This window comes from Rhodobacter sp. 24-YEA-8, from assembly GCF_900105075.1.
Classification (GTDB): domain Bacteria; phylum Pseudomonadota; class Alphaproteobacteria; order Rhodobacterales; family Rhodobacteraceae; genus Pseudogemmobacter.
This window is the reverse complement of the sequence record NZ_FNSK01000001.1, coordinates 1,190,411-1,209,598: the sequence shown is the minus strand read 5'-3', so window position 1 is coordinate 1,209,598 and position 19,188 is coordinate 1,190,411. Positions and strand designations below refer to the sequence as shown.

Sequence of the window (19,188 nt, the reverse complement as noted above, 5' to 3'; positions counted from 1 at the left end):
CCGCGCTTGGCATGTATGATACAGATCGGACCGAAGGCGCGAATGACCGGCTCTGGGCGCAGGTCCGCGAGGGGTTGCGCGCGCGCGGGATTGCCGCGCCAGAGGCACTGACGCGCGGCGACGGTGCTTACATGGCGGGCTGGCTTTCCCCCGATCTCGTGCTGGCGCAATGCTGCGGCTACCCGTTTCGCGCGCGGCTCAGAGGCCAGGTGACGCTGATCGGGGCAGGAGATCATCGCCTGGCCGGGACCCCTGCCGGGCAGTATCATTCGATTCTGGTCGCCCGCGACGATGATCCGCGCGCGGATTTCACCGATTTTGACGGCGCGGCTTTTGCCTGGAATGATGATCTCTCACAATCAGGCTGGGCGGCGCCGGCGCATCATGCGGCCCGGTCCGGCATCAGGCTTGTGCCGGCCTGGCGCAGTGGCGGCCATCGCGCCTCGGCCCGGGCAGTGCGCGCCGGAAAGGCCGATCTCGCCGCGCTTGATGCGGTGACCTGGGCGATCATGTCCGAGGATGACAGCGGCGACGCCGCCGGGCTGAAAGAGGTCGGCCGCACCGGGGCCACCCCTGCCTTACCTTTCATCGCAGGGAAGGATCTCGACGCGGAGGCGGTTTTTGCGGCGCTTGACGCTGCGATCCGGGGTCTCACGGATGAGGACCGTGCGGTTTTGCATCTCTACGGGCTTGTCACCGTCCCTGAGGCGGATTACCTCGCGGTGCCCGATCCCGGCCCGCCCGTCCCTGCAGCCTGATCCGATCCTCCGATCAGACAGATTGCCGCAGTTCAGACGACGGATTGCCGGAATGCGGCCGCAGGATGCTGCAAAACCACGTTGCAAACCGCGCAGATCTGCGTCCTACTGACAGAATTATCCCTGCGACCTGTCATAGGGCGATCCGACAAAAAGACGGGCGCGGGCGAAAAGTACAACAGGGGAAGATATCAGGTTTATGGCAGAGGTGCCCGTAATCGAGATCCGGGGGCTGCATAAGTCCTATGGCCCGCTCGAAGTGCTCAAAGGTGTCGATCTTGTCGCGCCACGCGGTCATGTGATCTCGCTGATCGGCTCTTCGGGTTCGGGGAAATCCACGCTGTTGCGATGTTGCAATCTGCTGGAAGACAGCCAGCAGGGTGATGTGAAATTTGAAGGCGAAGCCGTGCGCTGGAAGGGCGAAGGCCTGCGCCGCCATCCATCCGACCGCGCCCAGGTCACCCGCATCCGCACCAATCTTTCGATGGTCTTCCAACAGTTCAACCTCTGGGCCCATATGACAATTCTTCAGAATGTCATGGAGGCGCCGGTCACGGTGATGAAACGTGACCCGGCCGAGGTCGAGGCGAAAGCGCGTGAATATCTCGCAAAGGTGGGCATTGCCGATAAGGCCGATGCCTGGCCGGCGCAGCTTTCGGGCGGTCAGCAGCAGCGTGCCGCCATCGCCCGCGCCCTGTGTATGGAGCCGCGCGCGCTTTTGTTCGACGAGCCGACCTCGGCGCTTGACCCCGAACTGGAGCAGGAGGTCATCAAGGTGATCCGGGCGCTGGCTGATGAAGGCCGCACCATGATCCTTGTGACCCATGACATGAAACTGGCCTCGGATTGTTCGGATCATGTGATTTTCCTTCACCAGGGACGGATCGAAGAGGAAGGTGCGCCGGCGCAGCTTTTCGGCCAGCCAAAATCGGAACGCCTGCGCGGCTTCCTTTCGGCCACGATGGTCTGAGGCCGGCATGTCCTGCATCGCCACAATCTCAGCCATCACCGCCAGTGTCTGGCTTGCCTCGACCGGCGGGGACGAGACACTGGTGATTGGCACCGAAGACACCTTTCCGCCCTATATCCTGCGCGATGAGGCGGGAGGGCTTTCGGGCTTTGATTACGATGTGATGACCGAGATCTGCAGCCGTACGCATCGCGACTGCCAATGGGAGGTCGCGCAATTCGGCGAGCTGATCCCGGGCGTCGCCGAGGGGCGGTTCGATGTGGTGCTGGGTGGCATGGCGATCACGCCGGAGCGCCGCGCGGTGGTGGATATGTCGATCCCCTATACCTTTGGCAATTCTCTGGAATGGTTTGTCGGCTTTGCTGCTGCGCCGCCGCCCGAAGCGGCCCGGATCGCAGTAGAAGCGGGCACCATGCATGAAACCTGGTTGCGCAAGGAAAAGCTGGATTATCGGTCCTATACCTCAGAGCCAGCAGTGCTGAACGCCGTGGCCCAGGGCGCGGCCGACCTGGCGCTCGGGCCCTTTTCAGACCGCAGAGATCTTGAGACGCTGATCGCCGGCCAGGGTCTGGAATATGTCTACAGCCAGGAGATCCCCGATGAGGGCACCGGCATCGCCGTGTGCAAGGGGAATGCGCTCAAGGCTGAAATCGACAGCGCCATCGCCGCTATGGAAGCCGATGGCACGCTGGACTCTCTTCACGACACCTGGTTCTGACCCCGGAACCGGCACAAAACCCAGAAACGCAACCTTCGGGAGATGACAATGAAGAAACTGCTGCTTGCGACCGCCCTCACCGCCCTTGGCGCCGGTGTAGCTGCTGCCGATCCGGTGCGGATCGCCACCGAGGGCGCCTATGAGCCCTATAACCTCATCAATGACAAGGGCGAGCTGGACGGGTTCGAGATCGTGCTTGGCAATGAGCTGTGCAAGCGCGCTGAGCTGGAATGCATCTTTGTCAAGAATGACTGGGATTCGATCATCCCGAACCTGCAATCGGGCAATTACGATGCCATCATGGCCGGCATGTCGATCACCGATGAGCGCCGCGAGAAGATCGCCTTCTCGGAAAACTACACCCAGCCCGCGCCCTCGTCCTATGCCGCGATGTCGGCTGATACGCCGCTCGACAGCGGTGTGATCGCGGCGCAGACCGGCACCATCCAGGCGGCGCATGTGGCGGCTTCGGGCGCCAAGCTCCTTGAATTCGCAACGCCTGACGAGACCATTGCCGCAGTGCGCAATGGTCAGGCGGCTGCGGTCATGGCCGATGAAGATTACCTCCTGTCGCAGATCGGCGATGGGCTGGAAATCATCGGCGATGATGTGCTGCTTGGCGACGGGATCGGCATCGGGCTGCGCAAATCCGACACCGAGCTGAAGGCAAAATTCGACGCGGCCATCCAGTCGATGAAGGCAGACGGCACGCTCAACAAACTGACGGATGAGTGGTTCGACGGCAATTACACGCCGTTCTGATCCGGGTCTCGCCCGCGTGATCTCAGGGAGGCTGCGGCCTTCCCGGGGCCCGCGCGGGCATCCCTTTCGCGCCTTGCACCCGGTCACCCAGACCGGGGCAAGGTGCCCCTCCTCACCCGTCTGCCACTGGTCAGCCGCATTGTGAATGCCCTGACCGGAGCCGCCGCGCCAGGGCAAGCCCATGTTCGAATTCTGCGCCGATCCGAAGACCATTGAAGGGCTGAGCTGGCTTTCCTGCTATCTCACCACGCCCAAACATATGGAGTTCTATTTCTCCTTCCTCACGGTGATGGCGCTCTTGCTGGTGACCGCTCCGGCAGCACTGGCCTTCGGCTTTGGCGGTGCCATGGCGGCGCGGTCGCATATCGCGCCCATCCGGTGGCTCGGCAAGATCTACACCGCCATGGTGCGCGGCGTGCCCGATATCGTCTTTTTCCTGTTCTTCGTGATCGCGCTGGATCAGGGGATCGAATGGGTGATGCATCAGGTCCGGTGCCCGGACTGGTCTGAACCGATCCGCCAGGGGCTTGAATTCCGCGTCTGCCCGGCGGCGAAAGTGCCGCCCAATAACGCGTCGCTCTTTGTACATCAGGCCTATGCCTTCCTGCTGGCCGTGCTGACATTTGCCATTGTTTTCGGAGCCTTCGCTGCCAATGTTCTGAAAGGTGCGATGGATGCCGTGCCACGCGCACAGATCGAGACCGCCGAGGCCTATGGCCTTTCGCCGCGCCAGACCTTCCGCCGCATCCTGGTGCCGCAGATGTGGACCTATGCCCTGCCCGGCCTTTCAAACCTCTGGCTGATCCTGATCAAGGCAACGCCCTTGCTGTTTCTTCTGGGGATCCAGGACATCGTCTATTGGGCGCGCGAGCTGGGCGGCTCTAAATCCGCGCGGTTCGATTATCCGCATGGCGACTGGCGGCTTTATTACTTCCTCGCCCTGCTGGTCTTCTATCTCGCGCTGACCCGTGTCTCCGAAATCGGCCTCGGTCGCCTCACCCGCCGCCTTTCGCATGGCCAGGCCACCCGCGCCGGCGAAACCCTCAGGAAGGATGCGGCATGACCTGCTGGGATACTGTTCAGGCCTATTGGCTGCGCTCGCTGGGTTTTGGCGAAAATGCACTGCCCCTCACCAATATCTCGCTCTGCGATCAGTTCGTGCTGATCGGATCGGGGATGCTCTGGAACCTCTATTTCGGCCTGCTGGCGCTTTCTTTGGGCTTTGTCTTTGCCGTCGGCCTCGCAATGGCCAAAGCCTCACGCAACAAATGGATCCGCAAGCCCGCCGAGTGGTATATCTTTATCTTCCGCGGCTCGCCGCTCTTCATCCAGTTCTTCCTCGTATATTTCTTCATCACCACCGTGCTGCGCGGTTCGGTCGATGTGTTCGGCCTATTCACCATTCCAACCGCCTGGCTGGCCAATGCCTGGGCGGGGGCGGCCCTCACCCTCTTCCTCAACACATCCGCCTATAGTGCCGAGATCTTCTACGGGGCGCTGATGACCGTGCCGAAAGGCGATCTCGAGGCGGCCGACGCCTATGGCATCACCGGGCGTGACCGGTTTTTCCGCATCGAATGGCCGACCATGCTGCGGCTCGGCTGGCCCGCCTATACCAATGAGGCGATCTTTCTCTTCCACGCCACGACGCTGGTGTTCTTTTCCGGCTTCCCGGCGTTTCAGCAACGCGGCGACGCGCTCTATTACGCGAATTACCTCGCCGACAAGACCTTCAACCCCTTTGTCCCCTATCCGATCGTCGCCTTCTATTTCATCATCCTGACGCTGGTTCTGATCGGGATCTTCGGTCTGGTGAACCAGCGGCTGAACCGTCACCTGCCCTCGTATCAGAAGAAAAGAATTCGCTTGCGTCCTCAGCTGATCCGCTAGTATCTTATATTTGATCAAATTATCCGGGCACCCGCCCGGACCCGCTCGACCACAGCGTTTCAATCGGGGCCAATGCCCGGCGGGAGAGGCGATCAAACCAAGGGAAGGACCAGGGCATGGTCCGGCACCTTGCGCATCTTGTGGGCCGGCCGTCTTCCACGATGGTCGTCAGGCCACCACGAGCGATGGCGCGAGGGCGCGTCCATGCTTGCTGGTTTAAATCAATGATGAAGGACTGGCTCAGAAAACATCCGCAGGTCCGCACAATTCGTGTGGCCGCGGCTGATCTCAACGGGCAGGCGCGCGGCAAGCGCGTTCCGGCGCGCTTTGCCGATAATGTGGTGAAAAGCGGCGTACGTTTCCCCTATTCTGTCTTGAACCTCGACATCTGGGGTGAAGATATCGACGACAGCCCGCTGGTTTTTGAGGAGGGTGACCAGGACGGCACCCTGCGCCCGACCGAGCGCGGCTTCATGCCGATGCCCTGGCTGGAAAGCCCTTCGGCCTTGCTGCCGATCTGGATGTACCGCGAAAACGGCAAACCCTATGAGGGCGATCCCCGCCATGCTTTGCGCGCGGTCGTCGACCGCTACAAGGCACGTGGCCTGACGCCCGTCTGCGCGATGGAGCTGGAGTTCTTCCTGATCGACGATTCCGGCAAGACGATGCAGGTGCCGCTTTCGCCCCGTTCGGGCAAGCGCCGCAAGGCGGCCGAGGCGCTTTCGATCCGGGCACTGGACGCTTTCGACGTCTTCTTCACCGATCTCTATGACGCCTGCGAGGCGATGGATATTCCGGCCGATACCACAACCTCGGAAACCGGGCTTGGCCAGTTCGAAGTCAACCTGATGCATTGCGACGACGCGCTGCGCGCCGCCGATGATGCCTGGTTCTTCAAGATGCTGGTGAAGGGGCTGGCGCGCCGTCACGGCTTTGCGGCGTCTTTCATGGCGAAGCCCTATGCCGATTATTCGGGCTCGGGCCTGCATACGCATTTCTCGGTGCTGGACCAGAAGGGCGACAATATCTTCGATTCCGGTGGCCCCAAAGGCACCGCCCTGCTGCGCCATGCCGTGGCCGGCTGCCTGGAGGCAATGCACGATTCGACGCTTCTCTTCGCGCCCCATGCCAACAGCTTTGACCGGCTGGTGCCCGATGCCCATGCGCCCACCGCGATCTGCTGGGGCTATGAGAACCGCACCGCCGCGATCCGCATTCCCTCGGGCAACCCGGCGGCGCGGCGGATCGAGCATCGCGTGGCGGGGGGGGATGTGAACCCCTATCTGATGCTCGCAGCCATCCTTGGCGCGGCACTTTCGGGAATCGAAGACGGGAAGGAACCCGTCGCACCGATCAGCGGCAATTCCTATGCGCTTGATCTGCCGCAGATCCCGACGACCTGGCAGGATGCCATCGACGCCTTTGAATTCTCGCCGCATGTCGCGCGGTTCCTGCCGCCCGAGCTGATCGCCAATATGGTGATGACCAAGCGTCAGGAACTGCATTACACCGCCGAGCTTTCGCCCGAAGAACTGGTCGAACTTTATCTCGATACCGTATGATCTGAACCGCGATACAGTCCGGCCCCCCTTGACCAGAGGCGGGGCCGCACCCACCATCCTTATGACCGCAACTTCGTGACCCAGAGCGCCCCAATGATCATCGGCATCCTGCAAACCGGGGCCTCCCCCGACGCCCTCAAACCCACCATGGGCGATTATCCCGATTTCTTCGAGCGCCTGCTCGCGGATCGCGGCTTGGAATTCCGCCGCTTCACCGTGATGGAGATGGATTTCCCGTCTTCCGTCCATGACTGTGACGGCTGGCTGATCACCGGTTCGCGATTCGGCGCCTATGAGGATCACCCGTTCATCAAGCCACTCGAAGCCTTTATCCGCGAGGCCTATGCCGAACATGTGCCGGTCGTGGGCATCTGCTTTGGCCATCAGATCATCGCCCAGGCGATGGGCGGCCGCGTCGAGAAATATAAAGGCGGCTGGTCGGTCGGCCCGACCGATTACCATTTCGGCTCCGGCCCTGATGCTGAAACGATCACGCTGAACGCCTGGCACCAGGATCAGGTGGTCGAAAAGCCCGAAATGGCCGAGGTCATCGCCTCGACCGATTTCTGCTCCAATGCCGGGCTGCTTTACGATGACCGCATGTTCACCGTGCAGCCGCATCCGGAATTTAAGAAAGATTTCATCGAAGGTCTGATCAAATATCGCGGCCCGGGCCTCGTGCCACAAGCGACACTGGATGCCGCAACAGAGAAGATCGACACGCCGCTTGGGACCACGACCATGGCGGAAAGAATCGCGGATTTCTTTCTCTCTCACCAGACAAGGGCCGCACAGCGCCGCGCGTGAAGCGCAGGCCAGGGCCCCAAACCAGAGTGTGAAACATGTCCAACTGGACGGAAAAACTGCCCAAAGCGGCACGGGACTATATCGGTAAACGTCGCGTCGATGAGGTGGAATGCGTGATCGGCGATATTGCCGGTGTGGCACGCGGCAAGGCCATGCCTGCCGCGAAATTCGCAAAACAAACCAATTACTTCCTGCCAAACTCCATCTTTCTGCAGACCATCACCGGTGAATGGGCCGACAGCCCCTTCGACGCCTTTACCGAGCCGGACATGATCCTCGAGCCCGACTGGTCCACCGCGACCGCCGCGCCCTGGACCGCCGATATCACGCTCCAGGTGATCCATGATGCGAAAGATCAGCAGGGCAATCTGGTGCCGTTTTCGCCCCGGAATGTGCTGCGCCGGATCGTGGGACTTTACGAGGAACAGGGCTGGAAACCGGTCGTTGCGCCCGAGATGGAATTCTTCCTGACCGCGCGCAATATCGACCCAAATATGCCGGTAATCCCGCCGATGGGGCGCACCGGGCGCCGTGCCGCCGGGAAACAGGCCTACAGCCTTTCCGCAATCGACGAATATGGCAAGGTGATCGACGATATCTATGATTTCGCCGAAGCCCAGGGGCTGGAAATCGACGGTATCCTGCAGGAAGGCGGCGCCGGACAGATCGAACTGAACCTCGCGCATGGCGACCCGATTGAACTGGCGGATCATGTGTTCTACTTCAAACGCCTGATCCGCGAGGCGGCACTGCGCCATGATTGTTTCGCGACCTTCATGGCCAAGCCCATCGCAGGCGAGCCTGGATCTGCCATGCATATCCACACCTCGGTCGTGGATCTGAAAACCGGAAAGAACATCTTCTCCGGTGCCAAGGGCGTCGAGACCGAAGAGTTCCAGCATTTCATCGCCGGGATGCAGAACCATATGGGGGCGGCAATCGCGCTGATGGCGCCCTATGTGAATTCTTACCGCCGTTACGTTCCGGATTTCGCGGCGCCGATCAATCTGGAATGGGGCCGCGACAACCGCACGACCGGCCTGCGGGTACCGATCTCTGGTCCGGCGGCGCGGCGCATCGAAAACCGCCTGCCGGGGATGGATTGCAACCCCTATCTCGGCATCGCGGCGACCTTGGCCTGCGGCTATCTCGGGCTGATGGAAAAGAAAGCCGCGCGCCCGGAATTCACCGGCTCCGCCTATATCGATTCGGATGAGATCCCGGTGAACCTTGGCGATGCGCTGGATCTTCTGGATGAGGACCTGGCCCTGAAAAACGTGATGGGCGTCGATTTCATCAAATGCTACGATTCGGTGAAACGCAACGAATACAAAGAGTTCCTCCAGGTCATCAGCCCATGGGAGCGTGAGCATCTGCTCCTGAACGTGTGATGGCGGTCAATCTTCTGCACGCCAATGACCAGCAAGGGCAATATCCCGACAGCTGGTATGCGGCGACCCGTGTAGCCCTTGCGCCCTTTCCGCGCGCCACGGGCGAAATCCGTGCCGATGTCTGCGTTGTGGGGGCCGGCTATACCGGCCTCTCAAGCGCGCTGCATCTGGCGCAAAAAGGGCTGAAGGTTGTGGTGCTCGAGGCGCATCGCGTCGGTTTTGGCGCCTCGGGCAGGAATGGCGGCCAGGTCGGCTCCGGCCAGCGCCAGGACCAGGACTGGCTGGAGAAGGTCGCCGGGCGCGAAAATGCACGGCGGCTCTGGGATATGGCGCAGGATGCCAAAGCGCTGGTGCGCGATCTCGCCGCCGGGATGGAAGCGGTCCATTACCGCCCGGGCATCGCCCATGCCTGCTGGCACCAGTCCGAGGTCGATCACGCGAAGCACTATGCCGAAAAGCTTGCCCGGGATTATGATTACCACGAGGTCGAGCCGCTCGACCGCGAGGGGCTGCGCGCGCTGGTGGGGTCTGAGGCGTTCAAAGGCGGTGATATCGACCGCGGCGCCGGCCATATCCATGCGCTGAATTTCGTGATCGGGCTGGCAAAGCTGGCAATGGCCGCCGGAGTGCAGATTTTCGAGGAAAGCGAAGTCACCAGGCTGATCTATGGCGATAAGCCGGTGGCCGAAACGGCCGGGGCCCGGGTCACGTGCGACCATATGGTGCTGGCGGTGAATGGCTATGTCGGCAGCCTGGAAAAGACCATCGCGGCGCGGGTGATGCCGATCAACAATTTCGTGGTGGCGACCGAACCGCTGGGCGCACGCGCGAAAGAGATCCTTGCCACGCCCATCGCCGTGCATGACACCAAATTCGTGGTGAATTACTGGCGTCTGTCGGAAGATGACCGGCTGATCTTTGGCGGTGCGGAAAGCTATGGCTACCGTTTTCCCGATGTGGCGAAGGTGGTCAGAAAGCCCTTGCTGGAGATCTATCCACAGCTTGCTGAAACCCGGATCGATTACGCCTGGGGTGGCACGCTGGCGATCACCGTCAACCGGATGCCGTGCTTCGCGCGACCGGCGAAAAATGTGCTCTCGGCCTCGGGCTATTCCGGCCATGGTGTCGCGCTGGCGACGCTTGCGGGCAAGATGATTGCCGAAGCGGTTTCCGCCGAGGCCTCCGGGCAGACTGGGGGAAAGACAAGGGGCGGCTTTGATCTTCTGGCAGACCTGCCGCATCGCCGTTTTCCGGGTGGCCAGGCGCTGCGCTGGCCCCTGCTGGTCAGCGCCATGACCTGGTTCTCGCTTCGCGACCGGCTGGGCTGGTGACAATATTCCCTGCGCGCCGCAGGGGCTGGTGGGCATAAGAATGACAACGGGCGGGGGCATAATGGCCCCGCCCGTTTTCCGTTCAGAACCACTTACGGCGCCCGGATCCTTACTGGTCCTGGATCATCGCATAGATCTGATCTTTGATGCGCGAGCGCGACCGGCGCAGCGCGTCCTCATGTTCTTCCGACACGGTGTCGATCCGCGTCTCGGCGCGGTGAACCTGATCATTCACTGTGTCATATTCCTCGAGCAGCTTCGCGAAACGGGCATTCGAGACCTTCAGCTCGGTGATGCGGGCCTCTTTGCCCGGAAATTCCTCTTGCAGCGTGTGCGGCGTGTTCGACATCGGCAGTCTCCTTCTTCCTTGTTGAGAAGAGGTTAAAACATATGCCATCCCACCACTTTGACGCCGATCAAATAAGTGAAATTCAGCGTTGGCTGGTCGCCCAGGCGGGATTTATCCAGGGCTCGTTGTTCAGCGCCGGCAAGGGCTGGCGACCCAGGATATGATCGGCGGCCTTTTCGCCGGTCATGATCGAGGGGCCGTTGAGATTGCCATTGGTCACCTGCGGGAAGATCGAGCTGTCGGCAAGGCGCAGCCCTTCGACCCCGATCACCCGGCATTCCGGGTCTACCACCGCCATCGGGTCATCGCGCCGCCCCATCCGCGCAGTGCCGCAGGGGTGATAGGCGCTTTCGGCATGTTCGCGGATAAAGGCATCGATCTCGGCATCAGTGCCGACAGCCGGGCCCGGCTGGATCTCGGATTTCACATATTGCGCCATGGGATCCTGCGCAAAAATCTCACGCGTGAGCCGCACACAGGCGCGGAAATCGACCCAGTCATCGGGGTCCGACATATAGTTAAAACGGATCACCGGCGCATCTTCGGGACGGGACGAACGCAGCGTCACCGAGCCGCGCGATTTCGACCGCATCGGCCCGACATGCACCTGGAAGCCATGGCCGCCCGCCGCGGCCTTGCCATCATAGCGCACGGCAATCGGCAGGAAATGGTACTGGATATCAGGATATTCGACGCCTTCGCGCGATCGGATAAAGCCGCAGGCCTCGAACTGGTTCGATGTTCCCGGGCCGCGCCCGAGGAACAGCCAGTTCGCACCAACCCAGGCCTTCCCGAACAAATTCCAGTATTTATAAAGCGTGATCGGCTGCGTCGCCTGGAATTGCATATAGATCTCCATATGGTCCTGGAGATTGGCGCCAACGCCCGGGCGGTCAGCCAGAACTTCGATCCCGTGTTCTTTCAGATGTGCCGCCGGGCCGATCCCGGACAGCATCAGGAGCTTTGGCGAATTGAGCGATGAGGCGGCGAGGATCACTTCCGAACCCGCGCGGATCACCTGACGCCCGGCCTTTGTATCGACATCGACCCCGACCGCGCGGCCATTCTCGATCACCACCTTACGGGCAAGGCCGCGGATAATCTGCAGATTTCCGGTCTTCAGCGCCGGTTTGAGATAGGCATTCGCCGCCGACCAGCGCCGGCCTTTCCAGATCGTCGCCTCCATCGGGCCAAAGCCCTCCTGCTGGCGGCCGTTGTAATCCTGTGTCACCGGATAGCCGGCGGCCGCCCCCGCCTCGATAAAGGCGTCAAACAACGGATTGTCACGCGGACCCCGGGTGATGTGCAGCGGGCCATCGGTGCCGCGCCATTCCGGCCCCTCGCCGCCATGGGAATGTTCCATCCGTTTGAAATAGGGGAGAACATCGGCATAGGACCAGCCATCCGCCCCCATCCCGGCCCAGGTGTCGTAATCCTTCGCATGGCCGCGCACATAGACCATGCCATTGATCGAGGAAGATCCGCCGATCACCTTGCCGCGCGGCGTGGCAAGCACACGGCCGCCAAGATGCGGCTCGGGTTCGGATTTCAGGCCCCAGTCGTATATGCCCATATTCATCGGGTAAGAGAGCGCACCCGGCATCTGGATGAACGGCCCGAAATCCGATCCGCCATGTTCGATCACCGTCACACGCTTGCCGGCCTCGGTCAGCCGATACGCCATGGCGCATCCCGCCGAACCCGCACCGACGATGACATAATCAGCAACCATCTTCTTCCCTCCGGCCAGACAAGCCGTCTCCGCCTGCCGGAACGGGGTCCGACAGCCGGGCCAGGCGCCCTCTGTTTCATCGTTTCCGGGATCTGCGACCCGGCACTTGTTCCGCTCAGTAAGGCGCGTCGACCGGGCCCAGACCCAGATAGACCGACTTTACCTGAGAGTAATGTTCGACAGCCGCATGGCCGTTTTCACGCCCGACACCCGACAGTTTCGACCCGCCAAAGGGCGCCTCTACCGGCGTCAGGTTATAGGCGTTGATCCAGCAGGTGCCGGCCTCAAGCTCTGCGATCACGCGATGCGCGCGGGCGATATCCCGGGTAAAGACCCCTGCCGCAAGACCGAATTCGGTAGCATTGGCGCGGGCGATCACCTCGTCTTCGGTCTCGAAATCGAGAACCGCCATCACCGGGCCGAAGACCTCTTCGCGCGCGATCTCCATCTGATCAGTGACATCGGCAAAAACCGTGGGCTCGACAAACCAGCCGTCATTCGAGGCGCCGCGCCCACCGCCGGTGACCAGCCGCGCACCCTCGGATTTTGCCCGCGAGATAAAGCCCGTGACCTTTTCCAGCTGCGCCTGCGAGACCAGCGGCCCCATCTGCACCGCCTCATCCAGCGGATCTCCCATCCGGATCTGCCGGGAACGCTCGGCCAGACGCGCGAGGAAGCGGTCTTTCAGCCCCTTTTGCACGAAGACCCGGGTGCCATTGGAACAGACCTGACCCGCCGAATAGAAATTCGCGAGCATCGCCGCGCCGACCGCATCCTCAAGGCTCGCGTCGTCAAAAATGATCAGGGGCGATTTGCCGCCAAGCTCCATCGTGACGTGACGCAGCCCTTCGGCGGCTTTGGCATAGACCTTTTGCCCGGTCGGAACCGAGCCGGTCAGCGAGACCTTGGCCACGCGGCTGTCAGAGATCAGGCTGGCGCCGACCGCGCCCCTGCCCTGCAGAACGTTGAAAAGCCCCGCCGGAAGACCTGCCTCAATGAAGATTTCCGCCAGTTTCAGCGCGCCAAGCGGCGTGACTTCCGAAGGTTTGAACACCATCGCATTGCCCATCGCCAGCGCCGGGGCCGATTTCCAGCAGGCGATCTGGCTGGGGTAGTTCCAGGCGCCGATGCCGACGCAAACGCCCAGAGGTTCGCGGATTGTATAGACCATATCCTGACCCAGCGGGATCGTCTCGCCGGTCACGGTGGGCGCGAGGCCCGCGAAATATTCCAGCGCATCGGCGCCTGATGGCCAGTCTGCGACCCGTGTCTCCTGGATCGGTTTGCCAGTATCGAGGGTTTCAAGCTGCGCGAGTTCCTCGCCGCGTTCGCGGATGATCGCGGCCGCGCGCGACAGCACCCGGGCGCGTTCGACCGGGCGCATGCGGCGCCATTCCTTCTGCGCCTGCGCCGCAGATGCCACCGCCTGATCCACCAGTGCCGGCGTTGCCTCATGGAGCCGCGCGATCACCTCGCCGGTGCCGGGAAAGAGAACGGTGATCTCCGCCCCCGCACTGTCCTCGACATAAACGCCGCCGATAAAATGGCTCGCCTTCGGTTGCGCCTTCATGCCTTGTCTTTCCTTCCAAGTTCCGCATCCAGATAGGCCAGCGCCATCCGCGCCGCGCCTGCCCCGTCCGGCGTGCCCTTTTTCAGGACCTCGCGCAGATAAAGCCCGTCAATCATCGCACCAAGCGCCTCGGCCAGTTCCCCGGCCCGGCTGCCTGCCAGCCCGCGCAGGGGCGCCAGCAGATTCGACCTGAGCCGTCCCTGATAAATCGCCAGCAAACGCCGTGCGCCTTCAGATGTCTGGGCCAGCACCCAGAAATTCAGCCAGGCCCCGACCACCTCGCGCCGGAAGTTCCCGGGGCTGAAAGAGGCGCGCAAAATCGCCCTGACCCGCGCCTCGTCGCCCTCGGCCACCGCCAGCGCACCGCGCACCTCGGCGCCGTAAAGCGAAAGGATATGGCGCATCGCGGCCAGAAAGATTTCTTCTTTGGAACCAAAGTAATGATGCGCCAGCGCCGAAGACATGCCAGCCCGCTTTGCGATCTGACTGACCGTCACATCCAGGGAGCCGGTGCGCCCGATCTCGACAATGGTGGCTTTGATCAGCGCATCCTTTCGGATAGGCTCCATTCCAAGCTTCGGCATCGCCCATATCCAACAAAACTCTTGCCATATGGGAAAAGCATGAAGTTTATTGACTCGTCAATCAACAATAACTTTTAAATGACATCACCAGACAGACCGGCCGAGAGACTGGCCGGCACAATGTCCAACAGACCGGGAGCCGAAATGACCCTGCGTTCCATCTTCCTCGCCAGTGCCGCAACCCTCACCCTTTCCGGCGCCGCCCAGGCGGCAGGCTGCGACAAGATCGTTTTCTCGGATGTCGGCTGGACCGATATCACCGCCACCACCGCCGCCACGACCGAAGTGCTCAAAGCGCTCGGTTATGAGACCGAAGTTAAGATCCTCTCGGTCCCGGTCACCTATGCCGGTCTCGCCCAGGGCGATATCGATATCTTCCTCGGCAACTGGATGCCAACGATGGAGGGCGATATCGCCTCTTACCGCGAGGCGGGCACGGTAGACACCGTGCGCACCAACCTGACCGGTGCGAAATACACCCTTGCGACCAATGAGGCCGGAGCGGCTGCGGGGATCTCGGATTTCTCGAATATCAAAGACCAGGCCGATGCGCTGGAAAGCAAGATCTACGGCATCGAGGCCGGCAATGACGGCAACCGCCTGATCCTCGACATGATCGGCGCCGATCAGTTCGGCCTTGGCAAATTCGATATCGTCGAAAGCTCGGAACAGGGCATGCTGGCCCAGGTGGAGCGCAACAGCGCGGCCAGTAAACCGATCGTCTTCCTCGCCTGGGAACCGCATCCGATGAACTCGAACTTCAAACTGACCTATCTTTCAGGCGGTGATGATGTCTTTGGCCCGGATTTCGGCGGTGCCATCGTGAACACCAATACCCGCAAGGGCTTTGTCGCTGAATGCCCCAATACCGGCAAGTTCCTCGAAAACCTGGAATTCTCGCTGGCGATGGAAAATGAGATCATGGGGGCGATCCTCAATGACAGCGCCGATCCGAATGAGGCGGCGAAAGCCTGGCTTAAAGCCAATCCCGACGCCTGGGAGCCCTGGCTTGCCGGTGTGACCACCAAAGACGGCGGCGACGCAGTGGCGGCGGTCGAAGCCGGCCTGAACTGATGCAGGCAGGGGCCGGGCCACGCGCCCGGACCCCGTCTGACCGGCCCCGTTTTGCACCGGTAAACCCGGCCGGGGCCGCCCCCTGACACCGCAGCCGGAGAGGGTCGCCTCAGGCGCAGCGCGCCGCCGCCGCCCGCTCCGTTTGCCCGGTTTCCTTCCTGGACAGGCAGCAATGGACTCATTCTTCGCCTCGGTTCTCGCCTTTTTCGGCTATGACAAGATCGCAAAAATCCCCATCGGCGCCATGGCGAAGACAGTGGTGGACTGGCTCAAGCTGAATCTCAGCTGGCTGTTCGATGCCATCAGTGACGCGCTGAGCTGGCTGATCAACAGCACGCTTGATGTGCTGCAATATCCGCATGCCCTGGTGGTCGTGGCGATCTTCATGGCGCTGACCTGGTGGCGGCAAAGGTCATGGCAGCTTTGCCTGCTGGTCCTCTTTGGCTTTTTGTTCATCCTGAACCAGGGATATTGGAAGGAAACCACGCAAACCCTTGTTTTGCTGTTTTATTCCTGCATCACCTGCATGGCTGTCGGCGTTCCCATCGGCATTGCCTGCGCCCATCGCCCAAAGCTCTATGCCGCGCTTTCGCCGGTGCTTGACCTGATGCAGACATTGCCGACCTTCGTCTATCTGATCCCTGCGGTCGTGTTCTTCGGCCTTGGCATGGTGCCCGGGCTTCTCGCCACGGTCGTCTTCGTGCTGCCGGCCCCGATCAGGCTGACCTATCTTGGCGTGTCCTCGACCCCCCTCGCCCTGACCGAAGCGGCCACCGCCTTCGGCGCGACACCGCGACAGAAGCTGCTCAAGGTCGAACTGCCCTGGGCTTTGCCGCAGATCATGGTGGGGCTCAACCAGACCATCATGCTGTCTTTGTCGATGGTGGTGATCGCGGCCATGGTCGGCGCAAATGGGCTTGGCATTCCGGTGGTGCGCGCCTTGCAACAGGGCAATACCGCGCTCGGCTTTGAATCGGGGCTGATCATTGTGGTGGTCGCCGTCATGCTGGACCGTATGCTGCGGGTGAGACGCAAATGACCAGAAAAGCTGTAGAATTCGACCGCGTCTCTATCGTGTTCGGCGACCGGCCGGACCGCGCCCTGCCGCTGATGGACGAAGGGCTGTCGCGGGCCGAGATCCAGGCCCGCACCGGCCAGGTGCTGGGCGTGCATGACTGCAGCCTGAGCGTCGCCGAGGGCGAGATCCTCGTGCTGATGGGCCTCTCGGGGTCAGGCAAATCCACGTTGCTCCGGGGCGTCAATGCGCTCAATCCGGTGGTGCGCGGCGAGGTCAGGGTCCATGATGGCAGTCAGATGGTCTCGGTCACCAGAGCCAGCGCCGAAGAACTGCGCGGATTGCGTGCCAACCGCATCGCCATGGTCTTCCAGCAATTCGGTCTGCTGCCCTGGCGCACCGTGCGCGACAATGTGGGCCTCGGCCTCGAACTTGCCGGGATCAGCCCGCCGGAACGCCGCGACCGCGTCGACACCCAGCTGAAGCTTGTGAACCTCAGCCAATGGGCCGACCGCAAGGTCGGAGAGCTTTCGGGCGGTATGCAGCAGCGTGTCGGCCTTGCGCGCGCCTTTGTCACCGAAGCGCCGATCCTTCTGATGGACGAGCCCTTCTCGGCCCTCGACCCGCTGATCCGCGCCCATCTTCAGGACGAGCTCCTCGACCTTCAGGCAAGGCTGAAACGCACCATCATCTTCGTCAGCCATGACCTTGATGAGGCCTTCAAACTCGGCAACCGCATCGCTTTGATGGAGGGCGGACGCATCGTGCAATGCGGCACCGCACGCGAGATCATCGCGAACCCGGTCTCGGATTACGTCGCCGACTTCGTGGCTCATATGAACCCGCTCGGCGTTCTCACCGCGCGCGATGTGATGGAGGCGGGCACCGCCCTCCCCGCCGGTCGCGAAATCCATCCCGAAATGCCGGTCCGCGAGGTGATGGAGGCGATCACCTCCGGCACCGAAACCCTCGCCGTCATTGAGAATGGCGCGCGCCTCGGCACGATCCGCGCCAATGCGCTCCTCGGGAAACTGCTGAACCCGCGCGCCTGATCCCAGGCCATACACGCCCCGTTCCCCCTGACCCGACACCTCCCGCCGGAGGCAACCACTGAAAGCCGGAGATCTAAAATCCCGGATCAGGGACCAGAGCGAAAACAAAGGGCCCGCCGATCCCCCGGCGGGCCCTTTATCATTTCCCCGCGACAGTAACACGCCCGCCGGAGGCAAAGCGCCCCGAAGGGGCACCCCCTTTACCCAAGCGCATAGCCCGCGCCGCGCACCGTTCTGACCGGATCATCGCCGCCGAACTGCATCAGTGATTTGCGCAGACGCCCGACATGAACATCCACCGTCCGCGTATCGACATAGATGTCACGGCCCCAGACCCGGTCCAGAAGCTGCTCGCGCGACCAGACCCGACCCGGTTTCTCCATCAGCGTGGTCAGCAGACGGAACTCGGTCGGTCCGAGCTTCAGCACCTTGTCCGAGCGGTAGACCCGATGCGTCTCGGGATCGAGCCGGATATCGCCATATTCCAGCACCACACCGGCGGTCGAGGGCCTGACCCGGCGCAGCTGCGCGCGGGTACGGGCCATCAGCTCCAGCACCGAATAGGGCTTGATGACATAGTCATCCGCCCCGGTCTCAAGCCCGCGGATCCGGTCCACCTCCTCGGCGCGGGCCGAGAGCATGATGATCGGGGTCGACCGGGTCTCGGGCCGCATCTTAAGCCGCCGGCACACTTCGATGCCGGAAAGCTTGGGCATCATCCAGTCAAGGATGATGATATCGGGCGCCTCTTCCTCGACAAGGATCAGGGCATCCTCGCCATTATCCGCCGGAACCACCCGGAAGCCTTCGGCGTCGAGGTTATAGGCGAGGACCTCCCGCTGCGCGGGCTCGTCCTCGACCAGAAGCACGGTCGGTCTGCCGTCCTGTGCCATATGCTACTCCTTCACATTCCGTCCAGGTCAGACCGTCTCGGAAACGGCATCATGTTTCGGACGGTCATCAGAGGGCAGCTCGCCCTCGACCAGATAAATCACCTGCTCAGCGATGCCCGTGGCGTGATCGCCAACGCGCTCGATGTTTTTCGCAATGAAATGCAGATGCATACAGGCGGTGATGGTGCGCGGATCTTCCAGCATATAGGTCAGGAGCTGGCGGAAGAGACCGGAATACATCTGGTCGATTTCCTGATCCCGGGCGCGGATCTCGCGGGCCCGCACCGCATCGCGCGCGATATAGGCGTCCAGCGCATCCGACATCTGCTGGACCACAAGCTTCGCCATCCGCCGCACGGTACCGGTGGCGGTGCCCACAGGCGCCATACCCATCAGAACGAGGCTGCGTTTCGCGAGGTTCTTCGCGTAATCGCCCGAGCGTTCCAGCGCGGTCGAAAGCCGCATCACCGTCAGGACGGTGCGCAGATCCGAGGCCGCCGGTGAGCGCTGTGCGATGATCCGGGCACATTCGGTCTGGATCAGCTCTTCCAGCCCGTCGATTGCGCGGTCGCCCTGGCGCACCTTTTCCGCCAGCGCCTCGTCGCGCAGTTCCAGAGCTTCGGCCGCATCGAGAAGCGCCTTCTCAACCAGGCCGCCCATCTTCATCACCTGGGCCTGGACACCTTCCAGATCGCGGTCAAAGGAAGAAACAATGTGACTGTCTTGCATG

At 62.0% G+C, this 19,188-nt stretch carries 19 protein-coding genes; 13 read left to right on the top strand and 6 right to left on the bottom strand.

Features of this window, described 5'->3' with window-relative positions; translation table 11 throughout:
- The first annotated feature begins 11 nt into the window (after positions 1-11).
- The 10 genes from BLW25_RS06090 (at position 12) to BLW25_RS06045 (ending at position 10,189) form a co-directional block, all read left to right on the top strand.
- Positions 12-758, top strand: coding sequence for a phosphate/phosphite/phosphonate ABC transporter substrate-binding protein (locus BLW25_RS06090; protein WP_253188233.1), 747 nt, complete (start codon positions 12-14; stop codon positions 756-758).
- A gap of 199 nt (positions 759-957) precedes the next feature.
- Positions 958-1,728 carry an ABC transporter ATP-binding protein gene (locus tag BLW25_RS06085; protein WP_092897322.1) on the top strand — a complete coding sequence of 257 codons (771 nt, stop codon included), beginning with the start codon at positions 958-960 and terminating at the stop codon, positions 1,726-1,728.
- A 7-nt stretch (positions 1,729-1,735) separates the two neighbouring features.
- Positions 1,736-2,446 (top strand): ABC transporter substrate-binding protein, encoded by a 711-nt coding sequence (locus tag BLW25_RS06080; RefSeq protein WP_092897320.1) that lies wholly within the window; start codon positions 1,736-1,738, stop codon positions 2,444-2,446.
- A 48-nt stretch (positions 2,447-2,494) separates the two neighbouring features.
- Positions 2,495-3,208 carry a transporter substrate-binding domain-containing protein gene (locus BLW25_RS06075; RefSeq protein WP_092901607.1) on the top strand — a complete coding sequence of 238 codons (714 nt, stop codon included), beginning with the start codon at positions 2,495-2,497 and terminating at the stop codon, positions 3,206-3,208.
- A gap of 181 nt (positions 3,209-3,389) precedes the next feature.
- Positions 3,390-4,271 (top strand): ABC transporter permease, encoded by an 882-nt coding sequence (locus BLW25_RS06070; protein WP_092897318.1) that lies wholly within the window; start codon positions 3,390-3,392, stop codon positions 4,269-4,271.
- Positions 4,268-5,098, top strand: coding sequence for an ABC transporter permease (locus tag BLW25_RS06065; protein ID WP_092897316.1), 831 nt, complete (start codon positions 4,268-4,270; stop codon positions 5,096-5,098). Before BLW25_RS06070 ends, BLW25_RS06065 begins: the two co-directional genes overlap by 4 nt.
- Before the next feature lie 227 nt (positions 5,099-5,325).
- The gene (locus tag BLW25_RS06060; protein WP_092901604.1) at positions 5,326-6,660 is read left to right on the top strand and encodes a glutamine synthetase family protein; all 1,335 of its coding nucleotides are present in this window, start codon (positions 5,326-5,328) and stop codon (positions 6,658-6,660) included.
- Between the two features lie 93 nt (positions 6,661-6,753).
- A complete protein-coding gene (locus BLW25_RS06055; RefSeq protein WP_092897314.1) occupies positions 6,754-7,467 on the top strand; it encodes a type 1 glutamine amidotransferase in 714 nt (237 codons plus the stop codon).
- Between the two features lie 35 nt (positions 7,468-7,502).
- Complete coding sequence (locus BLW25_RS06050) at positions 7,503-8,858, top strand: glutamine synthetase family protein (RefSeq protein ID WP_092897312.1); 1,356 nt, start codon at positions 7,503-7,505, stop codon at positions 8,856-8,858.
- Complete coding sequence (locus tag BLW25_RS06045; RefSeq protein ID WP_092897310.1) at positions 8,858-10,189, top strand: NAD(P)/FAD-dependent oxidoreductase; 1,332 nt, start codon at positions 8,858-8,860, stop codon at positions 10,187-10,189. Before BLW25_RS06050 ends, BLW25_RS06045 begins: the two co-directional genes overlap by 1 nt.
- Positions 10,190-10,298: 109 nt before the next feature.
- Here BLW25_RS06045 and BLW25_RS06040 read toward each other — a convergent pair whose 3' ends face one another.
- The 4 genes from BLW25_RS06040 to betI all read right to left on the bottom strand — a co-directional run bounded on the left by BLW25_RS06040 (position 10,299) and on the right by betI (position 14,424).
- A complete protein-coding gene (locus BLW25_RS06040; protein ID WP_092897308.1) occupies positions 10,299-10,538 on the bottom strand; it encodes an HP1242/YdcH family protein in 240 nt (79 codons plus the stop codon).
- Positions 10,539-10,620: 82 nt separating this feature from the next.
- A complete protein-coding gene (gene betA / locus BLW25_RS06035; protein ID WP_092897306.1) occupies positions 10,621-12,270 on the bottom strand; it encodes a choline dehydrogenase in 1,650 nt (549 codons plus the stop codon).
- Between the two features lie 115 nt (positions 12,271-12,385).
- A complete protein-coding gene (gene betB / locus BLW25_RS06030; RefSeq protein WP_092897304.1) occupies positions 12,386-13,840 on the bottom strand; it encodes a betaine-aldehyde dehydrogenase in 1,455 nt (484 codons plus the stop codon).
- Positions 13,837-14,424 (bottom strand): choline-binding transcriptional repressor BetI, encoded by a 588-nt coding sequence (betI, locus tag BLW25_RS06025; RefSeq protein ID WP_092897302.1) that lies wholly within the window; start codon positions 14,422-14,424, stop codon positions 13,837-13,839. Before betI ends, betB begins: the two co-directional genes overlap by 4 nt.
- 144 nt (positions 14,425-14,568) lie before the next feature.
- Here betI and choX point away from each other — a divergent pair, with 144 nt between their 5' ends.
- The 3 genes from choX to choV all read left to right on the top strand — a co-directional run bounded on the left by choX (position 14,569) and on the right by choV (position 17,565).
- The gene (gene choX / locus BLW25_RS06020; RefSeq protein ID WP_092897300.1) at positions 14,569-15,498 is read left to right on the top strand and encodes a choline ABC transporter substrate-binding protein; all 930 of its coding nucleotides are present in this window, start codon (positions 14,569-14,571) and stop codon (positions 15,496-15,498) included.
- A 172-nt stretch (positions 15,499-15,670) separates the two neighbouring features.
- The gene (choW, locus tag BLW25_RS06015; RefSeq protein ID WP_092897298.1) at positions 15,671-16,537 is read left to right on the top strand and encodes a choline ABC transporter permease subunit; all 867 of its coding nucleotides are present in this window, start codon (positions 15,671-15,673) and stop codon (positions 16,535-16,537) included.
- Entirely contained in the window at positions 16,534-17,565 is a 1,032-nt protein-coding gene (gene choV, locus BLW25_RS06010) for a choline ABC transporter ATP-binding protein (RefSeq protein WP_092897296.1), read from the top strand. Before choW ends, choV begins: the two co-directional genes overlap by 4 nt.
- Positions 17,566-17,765: 200 nt before the next feature.
- Here the strand turns inward: choV and phoB are convergent, their stop codons facing one another.
- A complete protein-coding gene (gene phoB / locus BLW25_RS06005) occupies positions 17,766-18,458 on the bottom strand; it encodes a phosphate regulon transcriptional regulator PhoB (RefSeq protein WP_092897294.1) in 693 nt (230 codons plus the stop codon).
- Between the two features lie 27 nt (positions 18,459-18,485).
- On the bottom strand, positions 18,486-19,187 hold the full coding sequence (gene phoU, locus BLW25_RS06000; protein ID WP_092897292.1) for a phosphate signaling complex protein PhoU: 702 nt from the start codon (positions 19,185-19,187) through the stop codon (positions 18,486-18,488).
- Between the last annotated feature and the right edge of the window lies 1 nt (position 19,188).

Excerpts from the sequence above, each read along its gene's own strand:
- betB (WP_092897304.1), bottom strand. The coding sequence starts at position 13,840 with ATGAAGGCGCAACCGAAGGCGAGCCATTTTATCGGCGGCGTTTATGTC.
- BLW25_RS06045 (WP_092897310.1), top strand. The coding sequence starts at position 8,858 with ATGGCGGTCAATCTTCTGCACGCCAATGACCAGCAAGGGCAATATCCC.
- BLW25_RS06050 (WP_092897312.1), top strand. The coding sequence starts at position 7,503 with ATGTCCAACTGGACGGAAAAACTGCCCAAAGCGGCACGGGACTATATC.
- BLW25_RS06060 (WP_092901604.1), top strand. The coding sequence starts at position 5,326 with ATGAAGGACTGGCTCAGAAAACATCCGCAGGTCCGCACAATTCGTGTG.
- BLW25_RS06070 (WP_092897318.1), top strand. The coding sequence starts at position 3,390 with ATGTTCGAATTCTGCGCCGATCCGAAGACCATTGAAGGGCTGAGCTGG.
- BLW25_RS06090 (WP_253188233.1), top strand. The coding sequence starts at position 12 with ATGTATGATACAGATCGGACCGAAGGCGCGAATGACCGGCTCTGGGCG.
- choX (WP_092897300.1), top strand. The coding sequence starts at position 14,569 with ATGACCCTGCGTTCCATCTTCCTCGCCAGTGCCGCAACCCTCACCCTT.
- BLW25_RS06040 (WP_092897308.1), bottom strand. The coding sequence starts at position 10,538 with ATGTCGAACACGCCGCACACGCTGCAAGAGGAATTTCCGGGCAAAGAG.
- BLW25_RS06065 (WP_092897316.1), top strand. The coding sequence starts at position 4,268 with ATGACCTGCTGGGATACTGTTCAGGCCTATTGGCTGCGCTCGCTGGGT.
- BLW25_RS06085 (WP_092897322.1), top strand. The coding sequence starts at position 958 with ATGGCAGAGGTGCCCGTAATCGAGATCCGGGGGCTGCATAAGTCCTAT.
- BLW25_RS06055 (WP_092897314.1), top strand. The coding sequence starts at position 6,754 with ATGATCATCGGCATCCTGCAAACCGGGGCCTCCCCCGACGCCCTCAAA.
- BLW25_RS06080 (WP_092897320.1), top strand. The coding sequence starts at position 1,736 with ATGTCCTGCATCGCCACAATCTCAGCCATCACCGCCAGTGTCTGGCTT.
- phoB (WP_092897294.1), bottom strand. The coding sequence starts at position 18,458 with ATGGCACAGGACGGCAGACCGACCGTGCTTCTGGTCGAGGACGAGCCC.
- betA (WP_092897306.1), bottom strand. The coding sequence starts at position 12,270 with ATGGTTGCTGATTATGTCATCGTCGGTGCGGGTTCGGCGGGATGCGCC.
- phoU (WP_092897292.1), bottom strand. The coding sequence starts at position 19,187 with ATGCAAGACAGTCACATTGTTTCTTCCTTTGACCGCGATCTGGAAGGT.
- choV (WP_092897296.1), top strand. The coding sequence starts at position 16,534 with ATGACCAGAAAAGCTGTAGAATTCGACCGCGTCTCTATCGTGTTCGGC.
- betI (WP_092897302.1), bottom strand. The coding sequence starts at position 14,424 with ATGCCGAAGCTTGGAATGGAGCCTATCCGAAAGGATGCGCTGATCAAA.
- choW (WP_092897298.1), top strand. The coding sequence starts at position 15,671 with ATGGACTCATTCTTCGCCTCGGTTCTCGCCTTTTTCGGCTATGACAAG.
- BLW25_RS06075 (WP_092901607.1), top strand. The coding sequence starts at position 2,495 with ATGAAGAAACTGCTGCTTGCGACCGCCCTCACCGCCCTTGGCGCCGGT.